At 57.5% G+C, this 15,239-nt stretch carries 13 protein-coding genes and 1 pseudogene; 5 read left to right on the top strand and 9 right to left on the bottom strand.

The window, feature by feature from the left end; translation table 11 throughout:
• Nucleotides 1–33 precede the first annotated feature (33 nt).
• From bhcC to bhcA, 3 genes are all read right to left on the bottom strand, one after another.
• Complete coding sequence (gene bhcC / locus AC221Y_RS00480) at nucleotides 34–1,197, bottom strand: 3-hydroxy-D-aspartate aldolase BhcC (RefSeq protein ID WP_486706623.1); 1,164 nt, start codon at nucleotides 1,195–1,197, stop codon at nucleotides 34–36.
• Nucleotides 1,198–1,263: 66 nt separating this feature from the next.
• Entirely contained in the window at nucleotides 1,264–2,229 is a 966-nt protein-coding gene (gene bhcB, locus AC221Y_RS00485; RefSeq protein ID WP_486706624.1) for a beta-hydroxyaspartate dehydratase BhcB, read from the bottom strand.
• An 11-nt stretch (nucleotides 2,230–2,240) separates the two neighbouring features.
• Nucleotides 2,241–3,431, bottom strand: coding sequence for an L-aspartate--glyoxylate aminotransferase BhcA (gene bhcA, locus AC221Y_RS00490; protein WP_486706625.1), 1,191 nt, complete (start codon nucleotides 3,429–3,431; stop codon nucleotides 2,241–2,243).
• Nucleotides 3,432–3,643: 212 nt separating this feature from the next.
• Between bhcA and bhcR the strand changes: the two genes are divergently transcribed.
• The 3 genes and pseudogenes from bhcR (at nucleotide 3,644) to AC221Y_RS00505 (ending at nucleotide 5,929) form a co-directional block, all read left to right on the top strand.
• On the top strand, nucleotides 3,644–4,471 hold the full coding sequence (bhcR, locus tag AC221Y_RS00495) for an HTH-type transcriptional regulator BhcR (protein ID WP_299754451.1): 828 nt from the start codon (nucleotides 3,644–3,646) through the stop codon (nucleotides 4,469–4,471).
• 55 nt (nucleotides 4,472–4,526) lie between these two features.
• A pseudogene (locus tag AC221Y_RS00500) lies at nucleotides 4,527–5,399 on the top strand (Ldh family oxidoreductase).
• A gap of 338 nt (nucleotides 5,400–5,737) precedes the next feature.
• A complete protein-coding gene (locus tag AC221Y_RS00505; protein WP_299754449.1) occupies nucleotides 5,738–5,929 on the top strand; it encodes a hypothetical protein in 192 nt (63 codons plus the stop codon).
• Between the two features lie 106 nt (nucleotides 5,930–6,035).
• Here AC221Y_RS00505 and clpB read toward each other — a convergent pair whose 3' ends face one another.
• Nucleotides 6,036–8,648, bottom strand: a complete 2,613-nt coding sequence (gene clpB / locus AC221Y_RS00510; RefSeq protein ID WP_486706626.1) for an ATP-dependent chaperone ClpB — start codon at nucleotides 8,646–8,648, stop codon at nucleotides 6,036–6,038.
• A gap of 167 nt (nucleotides 8,649–8,815) precedes the next feature.
• Here clpB and pyrF point away from each other — a divergent pair, with 167 nt between their 5' ends.
• Nucleotides 8,816–9,535: an orotidine-5'-phosphate decarboxylase gene (pyrF, locus tag AC221Y_RS00515; RefSeq protein WP_299754445.1), complete on the top strand. Its 720-nt coding sequence runs from the start codon at nucleotides 8,816–8,818 to the stop codon at nucleotides 9,533–9,535.
• A 205-nt stretch (nucleotides 9,536–9,740) separates the two neighbouring features.
• On the top strand, nucleotides 9,741–10,382 hold the full coding sequence (locus AC221Y_RS00520; RefSeq protein ID WP_299754443.1) for a Hint domain-containing protein: 642 nt from the start codon (nucleotides 9,741–9,743) through the stop codon (nucleotides 10,380–10,382).
• 3 nt (nucleotides 10,383–10,385) lie between these two features.
• Here the strand turns inward: AC221Y_RS00520 and AC221Y_RS00525 are convergent, their stop codons facing one another.
• The 5 genes from AC221Y_RS00525 to AC221Y_RS00545 all read right to left on the bottom strand — a co-directional run bounded on the left by AC221Y_RS00525 (nucleotide 10,386) and on the right by AC221Y_RS00545 (nucleotide 15,027).
• A complete protein-coding gene (locus AC221Y_RS00525; protein ID WP_299754440.1) occupies nucleotides 10,386–11,450 on the bottom strand; it encodes an NAD(P)/FAD-dependent oxidoreductase in 1,065 nt (354 codons plus the stop codon).
• Nucleotides 11,447–11,890, bottom strand: coding sequence for a MarR family winged helix-turn-helix transcriptional regulator (locus tag AC221Y_RS00530; protein WP_486706627.1), 444 nt, complete (start codon nucleotides 11,888–11,890; stop codon nucleotides 11,447–11,449). The genes AC221Y_RS00525 and AC221Y_RS00530 overlap by 4 nt, the downstream gene beginning before the upstream one ends.
• A 74-nt stretch (nucleotides 11,891–11,964) precedes the next feature.
• Nucleotides 11,965–12,891: an aldo/keto reductase gene (locus tag AC221Y_RS00535; protein WP_299754436.1), complete on the bottom strand. Its 927-nt coding sequence runs from the start codon at nucleotides 12,889–12,891 to the stop codon at nucleotides 11,965–11,967.
• 95 nt (nucleotides 12,892–12,986) lie between these two features.
• Nucleotides 12,987–14,066, bottom strand: coding sequence for a BMP family ABC transporter substrate-binding protein (locus AC221Y_RS00540; protein WP_299754434.1), 1,080 nt, complete (start codon nucleotides 14,064–14,066; stop codon nucleotides 12,987–12,989).
• A 31-nt stretch (nucleotides 14,067–14,097) separates the two neighbouring features.
• Complete coding sequence (locus tag AC221Y_RS00545) at nucleotides 14,098–15,027, bottom strand: ABC transporter permease (protein WP_299754432.1); 930 nt, start codon at nucleotides 15,025–15,027, stop codon at nucleotides 14,098–14,100.
• Nucleotides 15,028–15,239: the final 212 nt, after the last annotated feature.

Here is a 15,239-nt window from a genome sequence, read left to right on the forward strand (position 1 = left end):
GAGGCGCCCCTGTGGTTTGCCGGCTGGCGGAGCTTAGTACGCCTTGCCGCGTGCCGAGACGGGCCAAAGGGTTTCAACCTTGCCGTTGCGCACGCCGACGTACCAGTCGTGCACATTGCAGGTCGGATCACAGTGGCCAGGGACCAGCTTCAGCTTGTCGTTTACTTTAAGAACACCGTCCGGGTCGGCGACAATGCCGTGCTCGTCCGAGCATTTGACGTATGCGACGTCTGTGCGACCAAAGATCGTTGGCAGGCCACTGTCGACGGATTGGGCTTTGAGGCCCGCGTCTACGATGGCTTTGTCAGATTTGGCGTGGCTCATAACAGAGGTAAGAATGAACAGCGCGTTCTGCCATTCGCCCTGGTCGATGCGGTTGTCGTTCTCGTCCAGAATGCGGCCATAGTCAGCGTCCATGAACGCGTAAGAGCCGCACTGGAGTTCGTTGAAAACGCCGGAGGTGCCTTCAAAGTAGTAGGACCCGGTGCCGCCACCGCCAACGATATCGCATTCGATGCCATCCGCCTTTAGCGTATCCACCGCGTCTTTTACCTGCGCGACGGCAATGGCGATCTTGGCTTTGCGATCTTCATAGCTGTCCATGTGCTGCATCGCACCTTGGTAGGCTTGGATGCCAGCGAACTTGAGACCGTCAGCGGCGTCGATGGCTTTGGCAATCTCGACGACGGCTGATGTTGTGGTCACACCGCAACGGCCTGCGCCGCAGTCGATCTCCACGAGGCATTCGATCTGTGTGCCGTGACGTGTGGCTGCTGCGGACAAGTCAGCGACGTTTTCAAGGTCGTCCACGCAGCAGATTGTGCGTGCGCCGAGCTTTGGTATGCGAGCCAGACGGTCGATCTTTTCTGGCTGACGGACCTGGTTCGAAACCAGGACGTCTTTGATGCCGCCGCGGGCGAAAACCTCGGCTTCCGAAACTTTTTGGCAACAGACGCCGCACGACCCGCCAAGGCTTTCCTGAAGCAGGGCCACGTCGACAGATTTGTGCATTTTGCCGTGCACGCGGTGGCGCATGCCGTGCTCTTTCGCCCAGTCGCCCATCTTTTTGATATTCCGCTCGAGGGCATCGAGATCGAGGACCAGCGAGGGTGTCTGAATGTCAGCCTCGTTCATGCCAAGGAAAGCAGGGATGTCATAGCCAACTTCGTAACTGTCGAGATTAATCGCTTTGTTCATTTGCTTTGCTCCTTCAAGGGCTGTCTTGGCGCACGGGGGGCCGCACAGTGTTCTAGATTTCTGGGGTCAGAGCCACGGCAGTTTGTCGAGATCGACATTGCCTCCGGTGACGATGACCCCGACGCGCTTGCCTTTGAACACATCCGGGTTTTTCAGGATCGTAGCCAACGGCACGGCGCAGCTTGGTTCCATGACGATCCGCAGGTATTTCCACGTGATCTTCATCGCGTCGATGATCTCTTGCTCGGACGCGGTGTGGATGTCGGTTACAAAGCGCGACACGAAGTGCCAGGTATTTTCCTTCAGCGGAACCTTGAGACCATCGGCGATGGTGACCGGTGCGTCGTCAGCGATGATGTGACCCGACTTGAAGGACCGGTAGGCGTCGTCGGCCTGTTCAGGCTCGGCGGCGTAGATTTTGATGTCGGGCGCAAGGTTCGAGATGGTAAGGCAGGTACCCGAGATCATACCGCCGCCACCGATCGGGGCGACAACAGCGTCGAGGCCATCCGTTTGTTCCAGCAGCTCCGCCGAACAGGTCGCCTGCCCTGCGATGACGCGCGGGTCATTGTAGGGATGTACGAATTCGCCGCCGGTGCGGGCCTGCACATCGGCGAAGGTGGCTTCGCGCGATGTGGTGGAGGGCTCGCATTCGGTGATCGTGCCACCGTAGCGTATCACCGCGTCTTTTTTGGCCTGCGGCGCAGTGCGTGGCATGACCACGTTGCAGCGGATGCCGCGACGGCCAGCCGCGTAACTAAGTGACAGCGCATGGTTGCCAGACGAGTGGGTGCAAACGCCGTTTTTGGCTTGGTCTTCGGTCAGACCAAACACGGCGTTACAAGCTCCGCGCACCTTGAAGGCGCCGGCTTCCTGAAAGTTCTCGCATTTGAAGAACAGATCGGCGCCGGTGAGATCGTTCAGATACTGCGATTGCAGCACCGGTGTGCGATTGATGTAGGGCTTGATGCGCTCATGCGCCTCACGCATATGCTCGATCGTGAGACCTTCGGCTGTTGAATAATCCAGCATCGTGTCGTTCCTTATGCCGCGGCTTTGGCTGCGATGACGTGGGTGCTGCGGAAGCATTCCTGCGCTGCCGCAACACCGCTTCCAAGCTTCACCGGGTAATCTAGGTCAGCCATGGCCATTTCAATCGTTGCGATGCCAGAAAGGACCATGACGTCGGTCAGGCTGCCAAGGTGGCCGATACGGAAGGCTTTGCCGTTCATCTCGCCCAGACCGATGCCGAAGGACACGCCGTATGCGTCGAAAGCGCGAGACGTCAGCGCGTTGCTGTCGAAGCCTTCAGGCACGTAGATGGCGCTGACGGTGTCAGAATAAAGGTCCGGCGATTGTGCAACCAGTTCGAGACCCCATGCGTGGACGGCCTGACGCACGCCTTCGGCAAGGCGGAAGTGGCGGGCGTAGACGTTGTCGAGGCCTTCTTCGAACAGCATCTTAAGGCTTTCACGCATGCCATAGATCAGCTGAAGCGGTGGCGTGTAGGGGAATCCGCCCGAGGCGTTTGCGTTCATCATGTCCCGGAAATCAAAGAACGTGCGCGGCAATTTCGCGGTTTCCATTGCGGCAAGCGCTTTAGGCCTGACGCAAAGGATCGCCATGCCAGTTGCCAGCATGAAGCCTTTTTGCGAGCCGGAGACTGCGATATCGACGCCCCATTCGTCCATGCGGAAATCCATCGAGGCCAGCGAGCTGACGCAGTCGACGAACAAAAGTGCGGGGTGGCTGGCGGCGGTCATTGCACCACGCACACCGGCGATGTCGGACTTAACGCCGGTCGCTGTTTCGTTGTGAGTGACGAGGACCGCTTTGATCTCGTGAGCTGTATCGGCAGCAAGGGCGGCTTCGAACTTGTCAGCCGGTGCGCCACTGCCCCAAGGGCATTCGATGATCTGAACGTCGAGGCCATGGCGCTGGCAGAGGTCGATCCAGCGATGGCTGAACATGCCGTAACGTGCGACGAGCACTTTGTCGCCGGGGCTAAGCGTGTTGGTTACCGCCGCTTCCCAGCCGCCGGTGCCACTTGATGGAAAGGTGATGACCTTGCCGTCCGTGGTCCGGAACACTTTCTTGGTGTCCTCAAGAACCGGCGCGAATGTTTCCACAAAATCTGGAGAGCGGTGATCGCGCGTCTGAACATGCATGGCCGACAACAGGCGATCAGGAATGTTGGTTGGGCCGGGGATAAAGAGTGGGTTTTGATCTGACATCGCAGGATTCTCCGATTCGCTGAACTCAATCTAACAGGCTTTGCAACGAGTACAATTTTCTTGAAAAACTTTTCCAAAAAAAGAGTTTATATATTAAGTGTTTGTTTATAAAAGATTTTAGTTTTCCATTTTTAACCCTATAAATACCATTGAAAATATTTTCCATTTTAATATCTTTGTGCGGTGAAAAGTTTCAGCAGGGATTCGTAACAATGCAGCAGCAAAAACGACAACGCGGCCGGCCAAGGTCGCAGTTTACTGAAAGCAGTGCGGGGACGCTTCAGTCGCTGGACCGCGCCTTGGGTGTGTTAAGCGCCATAGCGCGCGCTGATCGGATGACGCTAACGGATTTGTCGCTCGCGGTGGGCGTTCCCACAGCGACGACGCACCGGATTTTGACGACATTGCAAAAACGCGGGTTCGTGACCTTTGACGAAGACCGACAGGATTGGTTGATCGGAATCGAGGCGTTTCGCACGGGATCATCGTTTCTGAAGCGACGCGATCTGGCGGAAATCGGGCGCCCCGTTATGCAGCTATTAATGGAGCAGACCGGCGAGACGGCAAACCTTGCAGTGCCACAAGCGGCTGAAGTCGTGTTTATCGGGCAGATCGAGACGCAGAATCCGATCCGCGCTTTCTTCCCGCCAAGCACGCGGACCGCCATGCATGCCTCCGGAACCGGCAAAGCGATCTTGGCAGAGTTACCGGAAGATGAGGTGCGACAACTTTTGATTAAAGCCGGGCTTGAGCGGTTTACAGTCAATACGCATACCACTCCGGTCGAGTTGTTCGAGGACCTGGCTGAGATCCGCGCACGTGGCTGGTCTTTTGATCACGAGGAGCGGCACGACGGGATGTCCTGTATCGGCAGCGCGATTTTCGATGAATACGGCAATCCCTGCGCGGGGGTTTCGATCTCGGGACCAAGCATCCGGTTTGATCCATCGCGGATTTCTGAGTTGGGCGCGGCTGTGACGCATGCTGCAGCGGAGATTACCGAGCGAAGCGGCGGGGCTTTGCGCGAACGCCGGGGATGAAATCCCGGTTGCGGGGCTCGCGTGGGTGCCTAGATTGGCCCGGCTGCATCGAAGGATGCCTGCCCTATGGCCGAAATATCAATTCAAGAGATTGAGCGCGTCTCAAAGGATGCTGTGCTCGCGCCATGGCGCGAGCGAAAATACAGCCGCGATCATGGCGGATGCCATTGCCTGGGCCGAAGCGCGCGGGAACCGGATTTGTGGGCTGTATTATCTTGAGAGCTATTGCCGCCAGCTTAAAACCGGACGGATCAACAGGCGGGCCACGCCAAAGATCAATGTGGTGCGTTTGTCAGTTCTGAAGGGGCTCGCGGACCACGGTTTTGCACAGGTAACGTTTGACGCGGCGTTCTCGCAAGCCGTTTAGGTTGCGCACGAGACCGGGATTGTCAGCGTGAACATTGGACGGTCGCATACCTGCACAGCGTTGGGTTGGTTTACAGAACGAGCCGCTTCGGCTGGATTAATCGCGCTTGGTGTAACCAATGCCAGCCCCATTATTGCGCCTGTGGGTGGGTCCAAGCGGGTGATCGGAACACACCCTATTGCCTTTGCTGTACCGAATGGCGTCGGCGGCGTTGCCATTGATCAGGCCGCAGCCGTCGTGACTTTGGGGGCTGTGAATATGGCAAAGGAGGCCGGGCAGACCATTCCCGAAGGTTGGGCTGTTGATGCTGACGGCAATCCGACGACGGATCCGGAAGCCGCGCTGAAGGGCTCTCTTTTACCAGCCGGTGGCGCAAAGGGATGGGGCCTTGGCGTGTTCGGCTTTGTCGCCGGCCCCCTAGGATTTGGCCAAAGGGGCCGCGAAAACGACTGCAAACCAACAAGTCTGGACAAGCTACCCCACGACAACAGATGCGAAAATGGCGAGCCAGTTCAGAGCGGCGCGGGTCCACCCCGGCGCATTAAATACTTAGCCTTTTGAGATCGTGGCAAGTTGGACCGACCAATAGCGCCATATCTGGAAGGCCCGTTTCGACATGATGGGTATTTTATTAAACTACTTGAAGGATACGAAAGATGGCTGACCAGCAAAATTGGTCAAAGTCAGACGAGACTTCGACGCACCGGCGGATGCGGTTTGGAACATGTCGACCGGTCCCGCCATGTTCAGGCAGTGGGATGACCGATGGGAATGTCCGTGCCAGTGGCCGAAATGGATGTGGTCGTTGGCGCCACCCGCAAAGTCTGTATGGAGAGGGAGACGCGCGAGCGAACCATGTCAATGTGGTTCATCGGGGTCTATAAAAAGGAGAGCGAACCGTGCCGGCTTGTCTATACGCAAAGCAGTGTGACACCGACGGCGGTATCATCTCACCGCAAAGCATGGGCATGCCGGAAGGCCTTTCTGACATCACCGAAGTGATGGTCGATTTAAGCGGGGCAAACAGTAAAACAACGATGCCGATGGTGCATGTGATTGTTTCCGAAGGTTCGGCCGGTGGCGTAGCCTGAAACCAGGCCTTTGACAGACCGGCCGGGGCTTTGGGCCCCGAGGCTTAACAATTCCAACTTGGGCAAAGCAGCCTCCCACGATGAAAACGCGGGAGGCTTTTGTGTTTTAGTGAACCACTTCATCGCTGGGTGGTTGGCGGTTTAACGTGGACACGCGATCCCCGACAAGAAGTCCGCCTGCGCCCGCCGACACCGCGACTGTGTCGCCATCACCGATGTCGCCGGACAGCAGCATTTCCGCAAGTTGGTCTTGGAGCGCACGTTGCATCACCCGCTTCAATGGCCGGGCGCCAAATACCGGATCATAACCTTCATCCGCAAGCCAGGTCTTCGCCGCATCATCCATTTCGAGGCTGATGTTTTGCTTGCTCAGACGCTTTATCAGGCGGCTAAGCTGAATATCGACGATACCGCCCATGTCGTCGCGCGTCAGGCGGTCAAACACGATTGTCTCATCGAGCCGGTTCAGAAATTCAGGCCGGAAATGGGCGCGCACGGCGTCCATCACGTCGCGGCGCGCTTGAGACGCGTCTCCCCCGTCTGGCAGTTGGCTTAGCGCCTGTGACCCCAAATTTGACGTCAGGACGATCAACGTCTGTTTGAAGTCGACAGTGCGCCCCTGACCATCGGTCAAAATGCCGTCGTCCAAAACCTGCAACAACACGTTGAAGACGTCCGGGTGCGCCTTTTCGACCTCGTCGAACAGCACAACCTGATAGGGTCTGCGCCGCACGGCTTCGGTCAAAACGCCGCCTTCGTCATAACCGACATAGCCCGGAGGCGCCCCGATCAGACGAGCAACCGAGTGCTTTTCCATAAACTCGGACATATCGATCCGCACCATTGCGCTTTCATCGTCGAACAGGAATTCGGCGACGGTTTTGGTAAGCTCTGTCTTACCCACGCCAGTCGGGCCAAGGAACAGGAACGAGCCCAGGGGCCGGTTCTCGTCGTTCAGCCCTGCCCGCGCGCGGCGAACAGCGTTCGCAACCGCATGGACGGCGCTGCGTTGACCGATAACGCGGCGGCCCAGTTCTTCTTCCATGCGCAGAAGCTTGTCGCGGTCGCCTTCCAGCATTTTGGAAGTCGGAATACCGGTCCAACGCTCGACAACTTCGGCGATCTGCTCGGGACGCACGGCCTCCTCAACCATGAGGGCGTCTTGCGATTCAGCCGCTTCCAGTTGCTTTTCAAGGCCGGGAATAACGCCGTAGGACAGCTCGCCTGCGCGTTGCAGGTTGGCTTCACGCTTGGCCTGTTCCAGCTCGGCGCGGGCGCGGTCGAGTTGCTCCTTGATGTCGCGCGCGCCTTCAAGCTTGTCGCGTTCGGCCTGCCATTGCGCCGTCATCTCCGTCGATCTTTCCAGAAGCTCCGACAGCTCCAGTTGCAGCTTTTCAAGTCGGTCTTTTGAGGCCTTGTCGTCCTCTTTCTTAAGCGCCTCGGCTTCGATCTGCTTTTGCATGATCTCGCGATCGAGCGCGTCGAGTGCTTCAGGTTTGCTGTCGACTTCCATCCGCAGGCGGCTGGCGGCCTCGTCCATCAGATCGATGGCTTTGTCCGGCAGGAAGCGGTCGGTGATGTAGCGGTTGGACAGCGTGGCCGCCGCAACGAGCGCGGCGTCCGAAATGCGCACCCCGTGGTGAACTTCGTATTTTTCTTTGATGCCGCGCAGGATCGAGATCGTGTCGGTCTCAGTCGGTTCTTCGACTAACAAGGGCTGGAACCGGCGTGCCAAGGCGGCGTCTTTTTCGACGTGCTTGCGGTATTCATCAAGCGTGGTCGCGCCGATGCAGTGAAGTTCACCACGCGCAAGCGCGGGTTTCAAAAGGTTCGAGGCATCCATCGCACCATCGGCCTTGCCGGCGCCGACAAGCGTGTGCATTTCATCGATGAACAGGATGATCTCGCCCGCCGCGGAGGTGACTTCGGACAGGACCGCTTTCAGACGTTCCTCGAATTCACCACGGTATTTTGCACCCGCAATCAGCGCGCCCATATCGAGCGACCAAAGGTGTTTGTTGCGCAAAGATTCCGGCACGTCGCCATTGACGATACGCATGGCGAGGCCTTCGGCGATGGCGGTTTTACCCACGCCAGGTTCGCCGATGAGAACCGGGTTGTTTTTTGTGCGACGGCTGAGGATCTGCATCGCACGGCGAATTTCCTCGTCGCGGCCAATGATCGGATCGATCTTGCCTTCGCGGGCGGATTCAGTGAGATCGCGCGCATATTTTTTCAGCGCGTCGTAGCCTTCTTCGGCAGATGCGGTATCTGCGGTGCGGCCCTTGCGGACATCATTGATTGCACCGTTCAGTTTTTGCGCGGTCACTGCACCCGCATCAAGCGCGTCTTTTGCCTTTGATTTCACAACGGCAAGCGCTGTCAGAATGCGCTCGACCGGCACAAAGCTGTCGCCCGCCTTCTTGGCAAGCTTTTCAGCTTCGTCGAGGACCTTGGCGGTCTGTTGGTCCATGTAGGTCTGTCCCGCGTCGCCTGTGACTTTCGGGATCTTGGTCAATGCAATATCAACGGCCTGCACCACGCGTTCAGGCGCACCGCCTGCCGCTTTGATCAGGTTGCTCGCTAATCCTTGATCATCGTCCAGCAATGCTTTCAACAAGTGCTCGGGCGCAAGTTTTTGGTGACTTTCCCGCATGGCAATGGTCTGTGCCGCTTGCAAAAAGCCGCGCGACCGCTCAGTGAACTTCTCTAAGTCCATGGATCTCTCCTTTATAAAGCGCCCGATGTGCTACATCCGCTTTGCGGCATGCGTGCTGTGGGCCTCAGTTCTCATATGGGCACTTGGTAGGCAGGGCTCAAGGCCATCCTTTATATGTTTTTGTGCGCTTACTTGCCCTTGTCGGATTGGCAGGCTAATTCGTTGAAATGACTCACGCCGATGACCGCCTGATCGTTGCCCTTGATGTGCCGAATGCACTGGACGGGCTGAACCTTGCCGAAAGACTTGGCGACGCCGTGTCGTTTTATAAGATCGGTCTGGGAATGCTGACCGGAGGCGGGATGGGCCTTGCGGCCGAGCTTAAGGACGAGCAGGGCAAGCGCATTTTCATGGACCTGAAACTGTTCGATATTGGTGCGACAGTTGAGGCCGCGGTGCGGGGGCTGGCCCAGTACAATCTGGATTTCCTGACGGTGCATGGCGATCCGCATGTGGTGCGTGCCGCTCGGGAAGGGGCCAGTGGGAGTGATCTGAAAATCCTTGCAGTAACTGTGCTGACGTCGCTGGATCGCGATGATCTTGATGCGGCGCAAATTCGTGCGGGCAACATCCCTGATCTGGTACAGGAACGCGCTGGACGGGCATTTGATGCAGGCGCTCATGGCGTCATCGCGTCGCCTTTGGAAGCAAGTCTGATCCGCGCTTTGCCAGAAGCCGAGGGACGTTTGATTGTGACCCCGGGCGTGCGCCCTGCCGGGGCGGATCTTGGAGACCAAAAGCGCGTCATGACACCCGCCGAAGCAATTGCCGCAGGCGCTGACCATGTGGTTGTCGGGCGACCCATTTATCGCGCGGGTGATCCAAAGACTGCGGCTGAGGCGATTGTGGCTGAAATGCAGGGCCAGACGCCAAACAGAATTCACTGACCAAATTTTCGCCGGCCTGATCGACTGTTGATCGCATTTTGCTGACTATATACGGCTATCTGCGCATATTGTTGATAATCTGGAAACAAAAAACGGCCTCATGTCTCCAGCAATCCCGGATTCACCATGACCTGTCCCTAATCTGGTCACATTTGGACCCTTGGGTGGTGACAACAAAGATCCGTGCTGCGGAAGGAACGTCTAGATGACGATGGCTGCCAGAATATCGAAGGCCGAAAAGGTCAGTAAAACCAGTGTGGCCGGTTTATGTGCTGGTGCAAATCTGCGCACGCCCTGCGGCCCAAGGCGGGTCGAGTTCTTGCGCGCCGGTGATCTGATCGTCACGCGCGACAATGGATTGCGGCCGGTCCGTATGGTCTGGACGCGCACCGTCACCGCAGCAGAAATTGCCGCAGACCCGTCGCTTGCCCCCATCGTTTTGCGCACGCGCGCCATTGGTCCAATGATGCCGCAACGCGATCTTTCGGTTGCACCTGCGCATCGGCTCTTGATCCCTGGCTGGCGCCTTGAAGGCGAGGCAGACAACGAAGCATGTCTTGTCCCGGCCCGCGATATTTCCGACCTGAACGACAGTATCTACGTAGACCGTGCACCGGACGAAGTGACCTACTACAATATTGTCTTCGACGAGCATCAGGTATTTTGTGCAAACGGACTACCCGTAGAAAGTTTCTCGCCGACGACGGCTAATCTGAAAGAAACGCCGCGCGCTGTCTGCGATGATCTTAAGAAGATTTTTCCCGAACTGGGGCCGAAATTTACCGACTACCCTGCGCCGCGCTACAAAATGCGCGAGCGCGTCTCTTACATTCCCGACTACGCCTAAGACTTAGCGAAATCTTGCAGGGCTAAGGCCGTCGACCGTTTCGGCGGGCAAAGAGGGCGTGCGCCTCGCCACCAAATCGGCAAGACATGCAGACGCGGCAGGCGCGCTTTGAATGCCGTACCCGCCCTGGCCCGCGCACCAGAAAAATCCAGACACATCAAGATCCTCGCCGATGACAAGGGCGCGATCCGGAGAAAACGTGCGAAGTCCAGCCCATGAGGTTTCCACGCGCGTCACGGGGCTTGTTACATATTTCTGATACCGATCAAGGCCTTCTGCAAGGACCATGTCGTCCGGCCAGGCATCCATCGGTTCAATCGGATGTTCTTCCGCCGGAGACACAATCCATCCCCCGGCGTCGGGCTTCGCATACCAGCTTTCGCCGGGTCCAATGATCATCGGCCAGCGGCCAACATCACGGCCATCCGGCGCTGGAAGACGGGCCATGGAGCGCCGGTTGGGCTGAAGACCGATCCTTGCAACACCGGCCATTTCAGCGATTTGATCGGCCCAAGCCCCGGCGGCATTCACCAAGATATCAGCTTCGAACGATTGACCCTGCGTCCGCACCTGCCATGTGGTGGACCGCTCAATAGCGATGACTTTCTGTCTGGTCGCGATATTTGCGCCACTCGCGCGCGCATCTTTGGCAAATCCCTGAAGCAGCTTGTCGGTATCGATGTCATGCGCATCTTCATGGATCGCCGCACGGGTGATGTCACGGTTTAGGATCGGGACGCGGGCAAGGGCATCCGCAACCGTGATTTCGTCCATAGACATGGCGATCAGGTCAGTTTCAAACTGCGCCCTGTCGCTGTCCTTCGCTACGATCATCAGGCCGCGCGGGCTGAGAACACCGCGTCTTTCGTGTTCGCTTCTGGATGCGCGGTTCAGAACGCAGGTCGTTGGCGTGCCGTAGTTCTCTTCAAACAAGGCAGCGGATCGTCCGCTGGCATGGGTGCCAAGAGCCGCTTCGGTTTCCAAAAGCGTGACGTCAGCGTCGGGGGCAAGTTTCGCTGCGACAGACACACCGGCGATGCCGCCACCAATGACCAGAATGCGGGTCATTCGTGTTGTTCGACAGCTTTAGCAAGGGTCGTAAACACGGCGCGTGCGGTTGCGATATCTTTGGGATCAATTTTGCCCGAAAGCTGTTGAAGGACGTCGGCTTCGCCACGGGACGCAGTCGCATGCGCGCGCTCACCTGCAATCGTGGCCTCAAGCAATTTCGAGGATTTGTGAGCAGGATTATCCGCAAAATCTGCAAACCCTTTTTCTACCAAGGCATCGGCGCGCTTTTGAATGTGCTGGCGCGAGACGCCACGGTTTCTGGCAATGTTCGGGACTGTGGCCGCCCCCTCGAAGACAAGGAAATCCAGCACATCCCGCTCGGCACTTGTCATCACGCTGTCGGGTTCAGAAGACAGTCCGGACCAAACACGCGACACGCGCCGCGCCTGCGCGATCAGATCGGCGATAGGCCCGTGATGTGGGTCGTTTAAATCCATAGGGCTCTCAAACTTACAGTATTACTTTCGAATTACCAAATTCCATTCAAACCGCTCTTGCGGTAAAGAATGCCTTAGCCAGCCTCCTCCAGACGATCCGTGGCAGGCGGAGGGGTCGGTGAGAGCTTTGATATCTCTCCATAAAGCCCCGCATCCATCTTGTACGAGACCGCGGCCAATGACGGCGCAAGCTGTTCGGCCGAGCGCGCAGAAATGATCGGTCCATGAACACCTTCATGCCGCGCCACCCAGGAGACGGCCAAGGTCGCCGGATCAATCCCCGCTTCGCCCGCCAGGCGCGAAAGCCCCTCTGCGGTTTCATACATCCAAGCCGTGCCATACCGCTTGTTGTACATCGGGTCGTCTTTCAGACGCCCACCAGTCCCACCCGCATATTTGCCGGTAAGAAGCCCACCACCAAGCGGGGAATAAGGGCAGACGGCGAAACCTTCTGATATAGCCATCGGCAAAATCTCGACCTCTACCTGCCGTTTCACCAAGTTATACATTGGCTGAATGACGTGAATATCGATCCCCATGGACTGAGCCAATTGTCGCGCCTTCATGACCTGCCAGGCCGAATAGTTAGAAACGCCAACATGACGGACCGATCCTTCTTTGACCCATTCGGCCATGACAGAATAGGTTTCCTCAAGCGGCGTGTCCGGGTCCCAGCGGTGGAGATAGAGAAGGTCAACCGTGTCCATGCCCAGGCGTTTGCGGCTTTCGTCAAATTCGGCGCGGATGACGTCAGGTTTGGCGACAACTGTCCCCGCACACTTCGTCGCGATGAAGACATCGTCACGCTCGCCGGCAGCCAATTCACCCAAAATGCGTTCTGAGTGCCCGCCGGTGTAAGCATGCGCCGTATCGAAGAAGTTGATCCCTGCTGCGCGGCAGGCAGCGTACATCTCAGCACTGTCAGTTTCGCTGGCCTTTGCGCCAAATTGCATTGTTCCAAAGCTGAAACTTGAAGCGTCTTTTCCAGAAATTGTACGCATTGATATCTCCATTCACCCTTTGCCAAATACCTCCGCCGGAGGCTAAAAATGAAAGGCCGCCAGACGGCGGCCTTCGCTATCCGAATTCCCTGAAATTAGTTAGGAATTTCGCCGTTCATGCCTTCGATATAGAAGTTCATACCGGCCAGAGTACCATCATCTGCGACTTCGCCATCAGGAAGCCAGACCGTGCCGTCCTGCTTGTTGATCGGACCGGTGAATGGGTAGTATTCTCCGGCAGCAATCGCGTCACGCAGGGCTTCTGCTTCCGCCTTTACATCAGCAGGAACCGCGTCGGTGATCTCACCGATACCAACCATGCCCGGGCCGATCCCGTCCCATGTGTCAACGCTTTCCCAAGTGCCGTCCATGACAGCCTGAACGCGCTGGATATAGTAGGGTGCCCAATTGTCGATGATCGACGAAACGCGCGGCAGCGGCGCATATTCGGCCATGTCGGAGGCCTGACCGAAGGTGATGACGCTGCCGGCATCCGCTGCAGCCGCCTGAGGTGCGGTCGAGTCGGTGTGCTGAAGGATCACATCGGCGCCGTTTTCGATCAGCGCCTTGGCTGCGTCCGCTTCTTTTGCCGGATCAAACCAAGTGTAGGCCCAGACGACTGAAAACTCGACGTCAGGGTTTACTTTGCTGGCGTGCAAGTAGGCCGAATTGATGCCTCGGATGACTTCCGGGATTGGGAAAGACGCGATGTAGCCGACTTTGTTCGTCTTAGTCATTTTGCCCGCGATGTGACCCTGAATGGCGCGGCCTTCGTAGAATCGTGCGGAATAGGTCGAGACGTTGTCGGCGCGCTTGTAGCCAGTGGCGTGCTCGAACTTCACGTTCGGAAATTTCTCGGCCACAGCGATCGTCGGGTCCATATAGCCAAACGATGTGGTGAAGATCAGGTCAGCGCCTTGCAGCGCCATTTGCGTCATTGCGCGCTCGGCATCCGCGCCTTCGGGCACGTTTTCCTGAAATACGGTTTCGACTTTGTCGCCGAAGTGCTCTTCGACGGCGAGACGGCCTTGGTTGTGCTCATACGTCCAGCCACCGTCGCCGACCGGGCCCACGAAAATAAATCCAACTTTGAGCGGTTCATGACCGTCAGCAAAAGCGGCGGAAGCAATCGCAGCAGCGGCAACCCCCGTCAGCAGAAATGTACGTTTTTTCATAAGTAACTCCCCATTAAGTGTAACAAGTGCCTCAGTGTGAGGCATGAAAGGCCCGTCCTAGCGACGCCGGCGCATTAAGCGCCGCACGGTTTCGATCGGACGAGATTATGACCAGCACAAGGATGGTTATCAGGTATGGCGACATGGACAAGAGTTCCACAGGAATTGCGACGCCCGCGGCCTGCAAGTTCAGCTGCAAAACTGTGATGCCGCCGAAAAGATAGGCACCCAAAAGAACGCGACCCGCTCTCCAGGATGCAAACACGACGATGGCAAGCGCGATCCAACCTGAACCTGCCGTCATGCCTTCGGTCCATTGTGGGACGCGCACAAGACTTAGGTAAGCGCCGCCCAATCCAGCACAGGCACCTCCGAAGGCGATTGCGCTGAGACGCACAAAAATCACGTTGTATCCAAGAGCGTGAGCCGCATCGTGGCTTTCACCGACCGCGCGCAGGATCAGCCCTCCGCGCGTGTATTTAAGGAACGCCCAGACGGCTACAATGATGGCCAGCGAGACATAGACCATCAGGTCGTGGCTGAAGATCATCGGTCCAAGCACCGGGATATCGCCAAGCAACGGGATATCAAGTTTGGGCGTTGAGGGCGGCTTGATGCCCACATAGCTTTGCCCCATGAGGCTTGAAAGACCGAGGCCGAACAAGGTGAGTGCAAGGCCCGTCGCCACTTGATTGGTCAAAAGGTATTGCGTCAGGAAACCAAACAGCATCGACAAGGCCGCGCCTCCGATAGCAGCAGCGAGAAAGCCAATGGCGGGCGACCCCGTTTCGACCGCGATGGCGAAACCGCAGATCGCTCCAACGATCATCATGCCCTCTACACCAAGGTTCAGAACCCCCGCTTTTTCGACGACCATCTCGCCAATGGCTGCCAACAGGATCGGGGTGGACGCGACCATAAGCGAGGCGACAAGCAGGATCGGGTTGATTGAAAGATCCATTAGACAAGCTCCAGTATCGTTGCCGGATCAAAGGTGTGTCCGGCAATAGACGCGGCGACAACCCCCAGCGCCGGGGCGGTGTCCGCGAAGATCAGAAGTGCTGGCCTCATGCTGCAGCCTCCCGGCCGAAGCGGACTTTGAAGTTCGTGAGGACGTCGAATGCCAGGAGGAAGAACAAAAGCATGCCCTGAAACGCCTGAATCGCGGCTGCA

The organism is Boseongicola sp., from assembly GCF_057460485.1.

What these genes read in the sequence shown, in the direction of transcription:
- bhcC (WP_486706623.1), bottom strand. Translation starts at nt 1,197, where the DNA reads ATGAACAAAGCGATTAATCTCGACAGTTACGAAGTTGGCTATGACATC.
- bhcB (WP_486706624.1), bottom strand. Translation starts at nt 2,229, where the DNA reads ATGCTGGATTATTCAACAGCCGAAGGTCTCACGATCGAGCATATGCGT.
- bhcA (WP_486706625.1), bottom strand. Translation starts at nt 3,431, where the DNA reads ATGTCAGATCAAAACCCACTCTTTATCCCCGGCCCAACCAACATTCCT.
- bhcR (WP_299754451.1), top strand. Translation starts at nt 3,644, where the DNA reads ATGCAGCAGCAAAAACGACAACGCGGCCGGCCAAGGTCGCAGTTTACT.
- clpB (WP_486706626.1), bottom strand. Translation starts at nt 8,648, where the DNA reads ATGGACTTAGAGAAGTTCACTGAGCGGTCGCGCGGCTTTTTGCAAGCG.
- pyrF (WP_299754445.1), top strand. Translation starts at nt 8,816, where the DNA reads ATGACTCACGCCGATGACCGCCTGATCGTTGCCCTTGATGTGCCGAAT.
- AC221Y_RS00520 (WP_299754443.1), top strand. Translation starts at nt 9,741, where the DNA reads ATGACGATGGCTGCCAGAATATCGAAGGCCGAAAAGGTCAGTAAAACC.
- AC221Y_RS00525 (WP_299754440.1), bottom strand. Translation starts at nt 11,450, where the DNA reads ATGACCCGCATTCTGGTCATTGGTGGCGGCATCGCCGGTGTGTCTGTC.
- AC221Y_RS00530 (WP_486706627.1), bottom strand. Translation starts at nt 11,890, where the DNA reads ATGGATTTAAACGACCCACATCACGGGCCTATCGCCGATCTGATCGCG.
- AC221Y_RS00535 (WP_299754436.1), bottom strand. Translation starts at nt 12,891, where the DNA reads ATGCGTACAATTTCTGGAAAAGACGCTTCAAGTTTCAGCTTTGGAACA.
- AC221Y_RS00540 (WP_299754434.1), bottom strand. Translation starts at nt 14,066, where the DNA reads ATGAAAAAACGTACATTTCTGCTGACGGGGGTTGCCGCTGCTGCGATT.
- AC221Y_RS00545 (WP_299754432.1), bottom strand. Translation starts at nt 15,027, where the DNA reads ATGGATCTTTCAATCAACCCGATCCTGCTTGTCGCCTCGCTTATGGTC.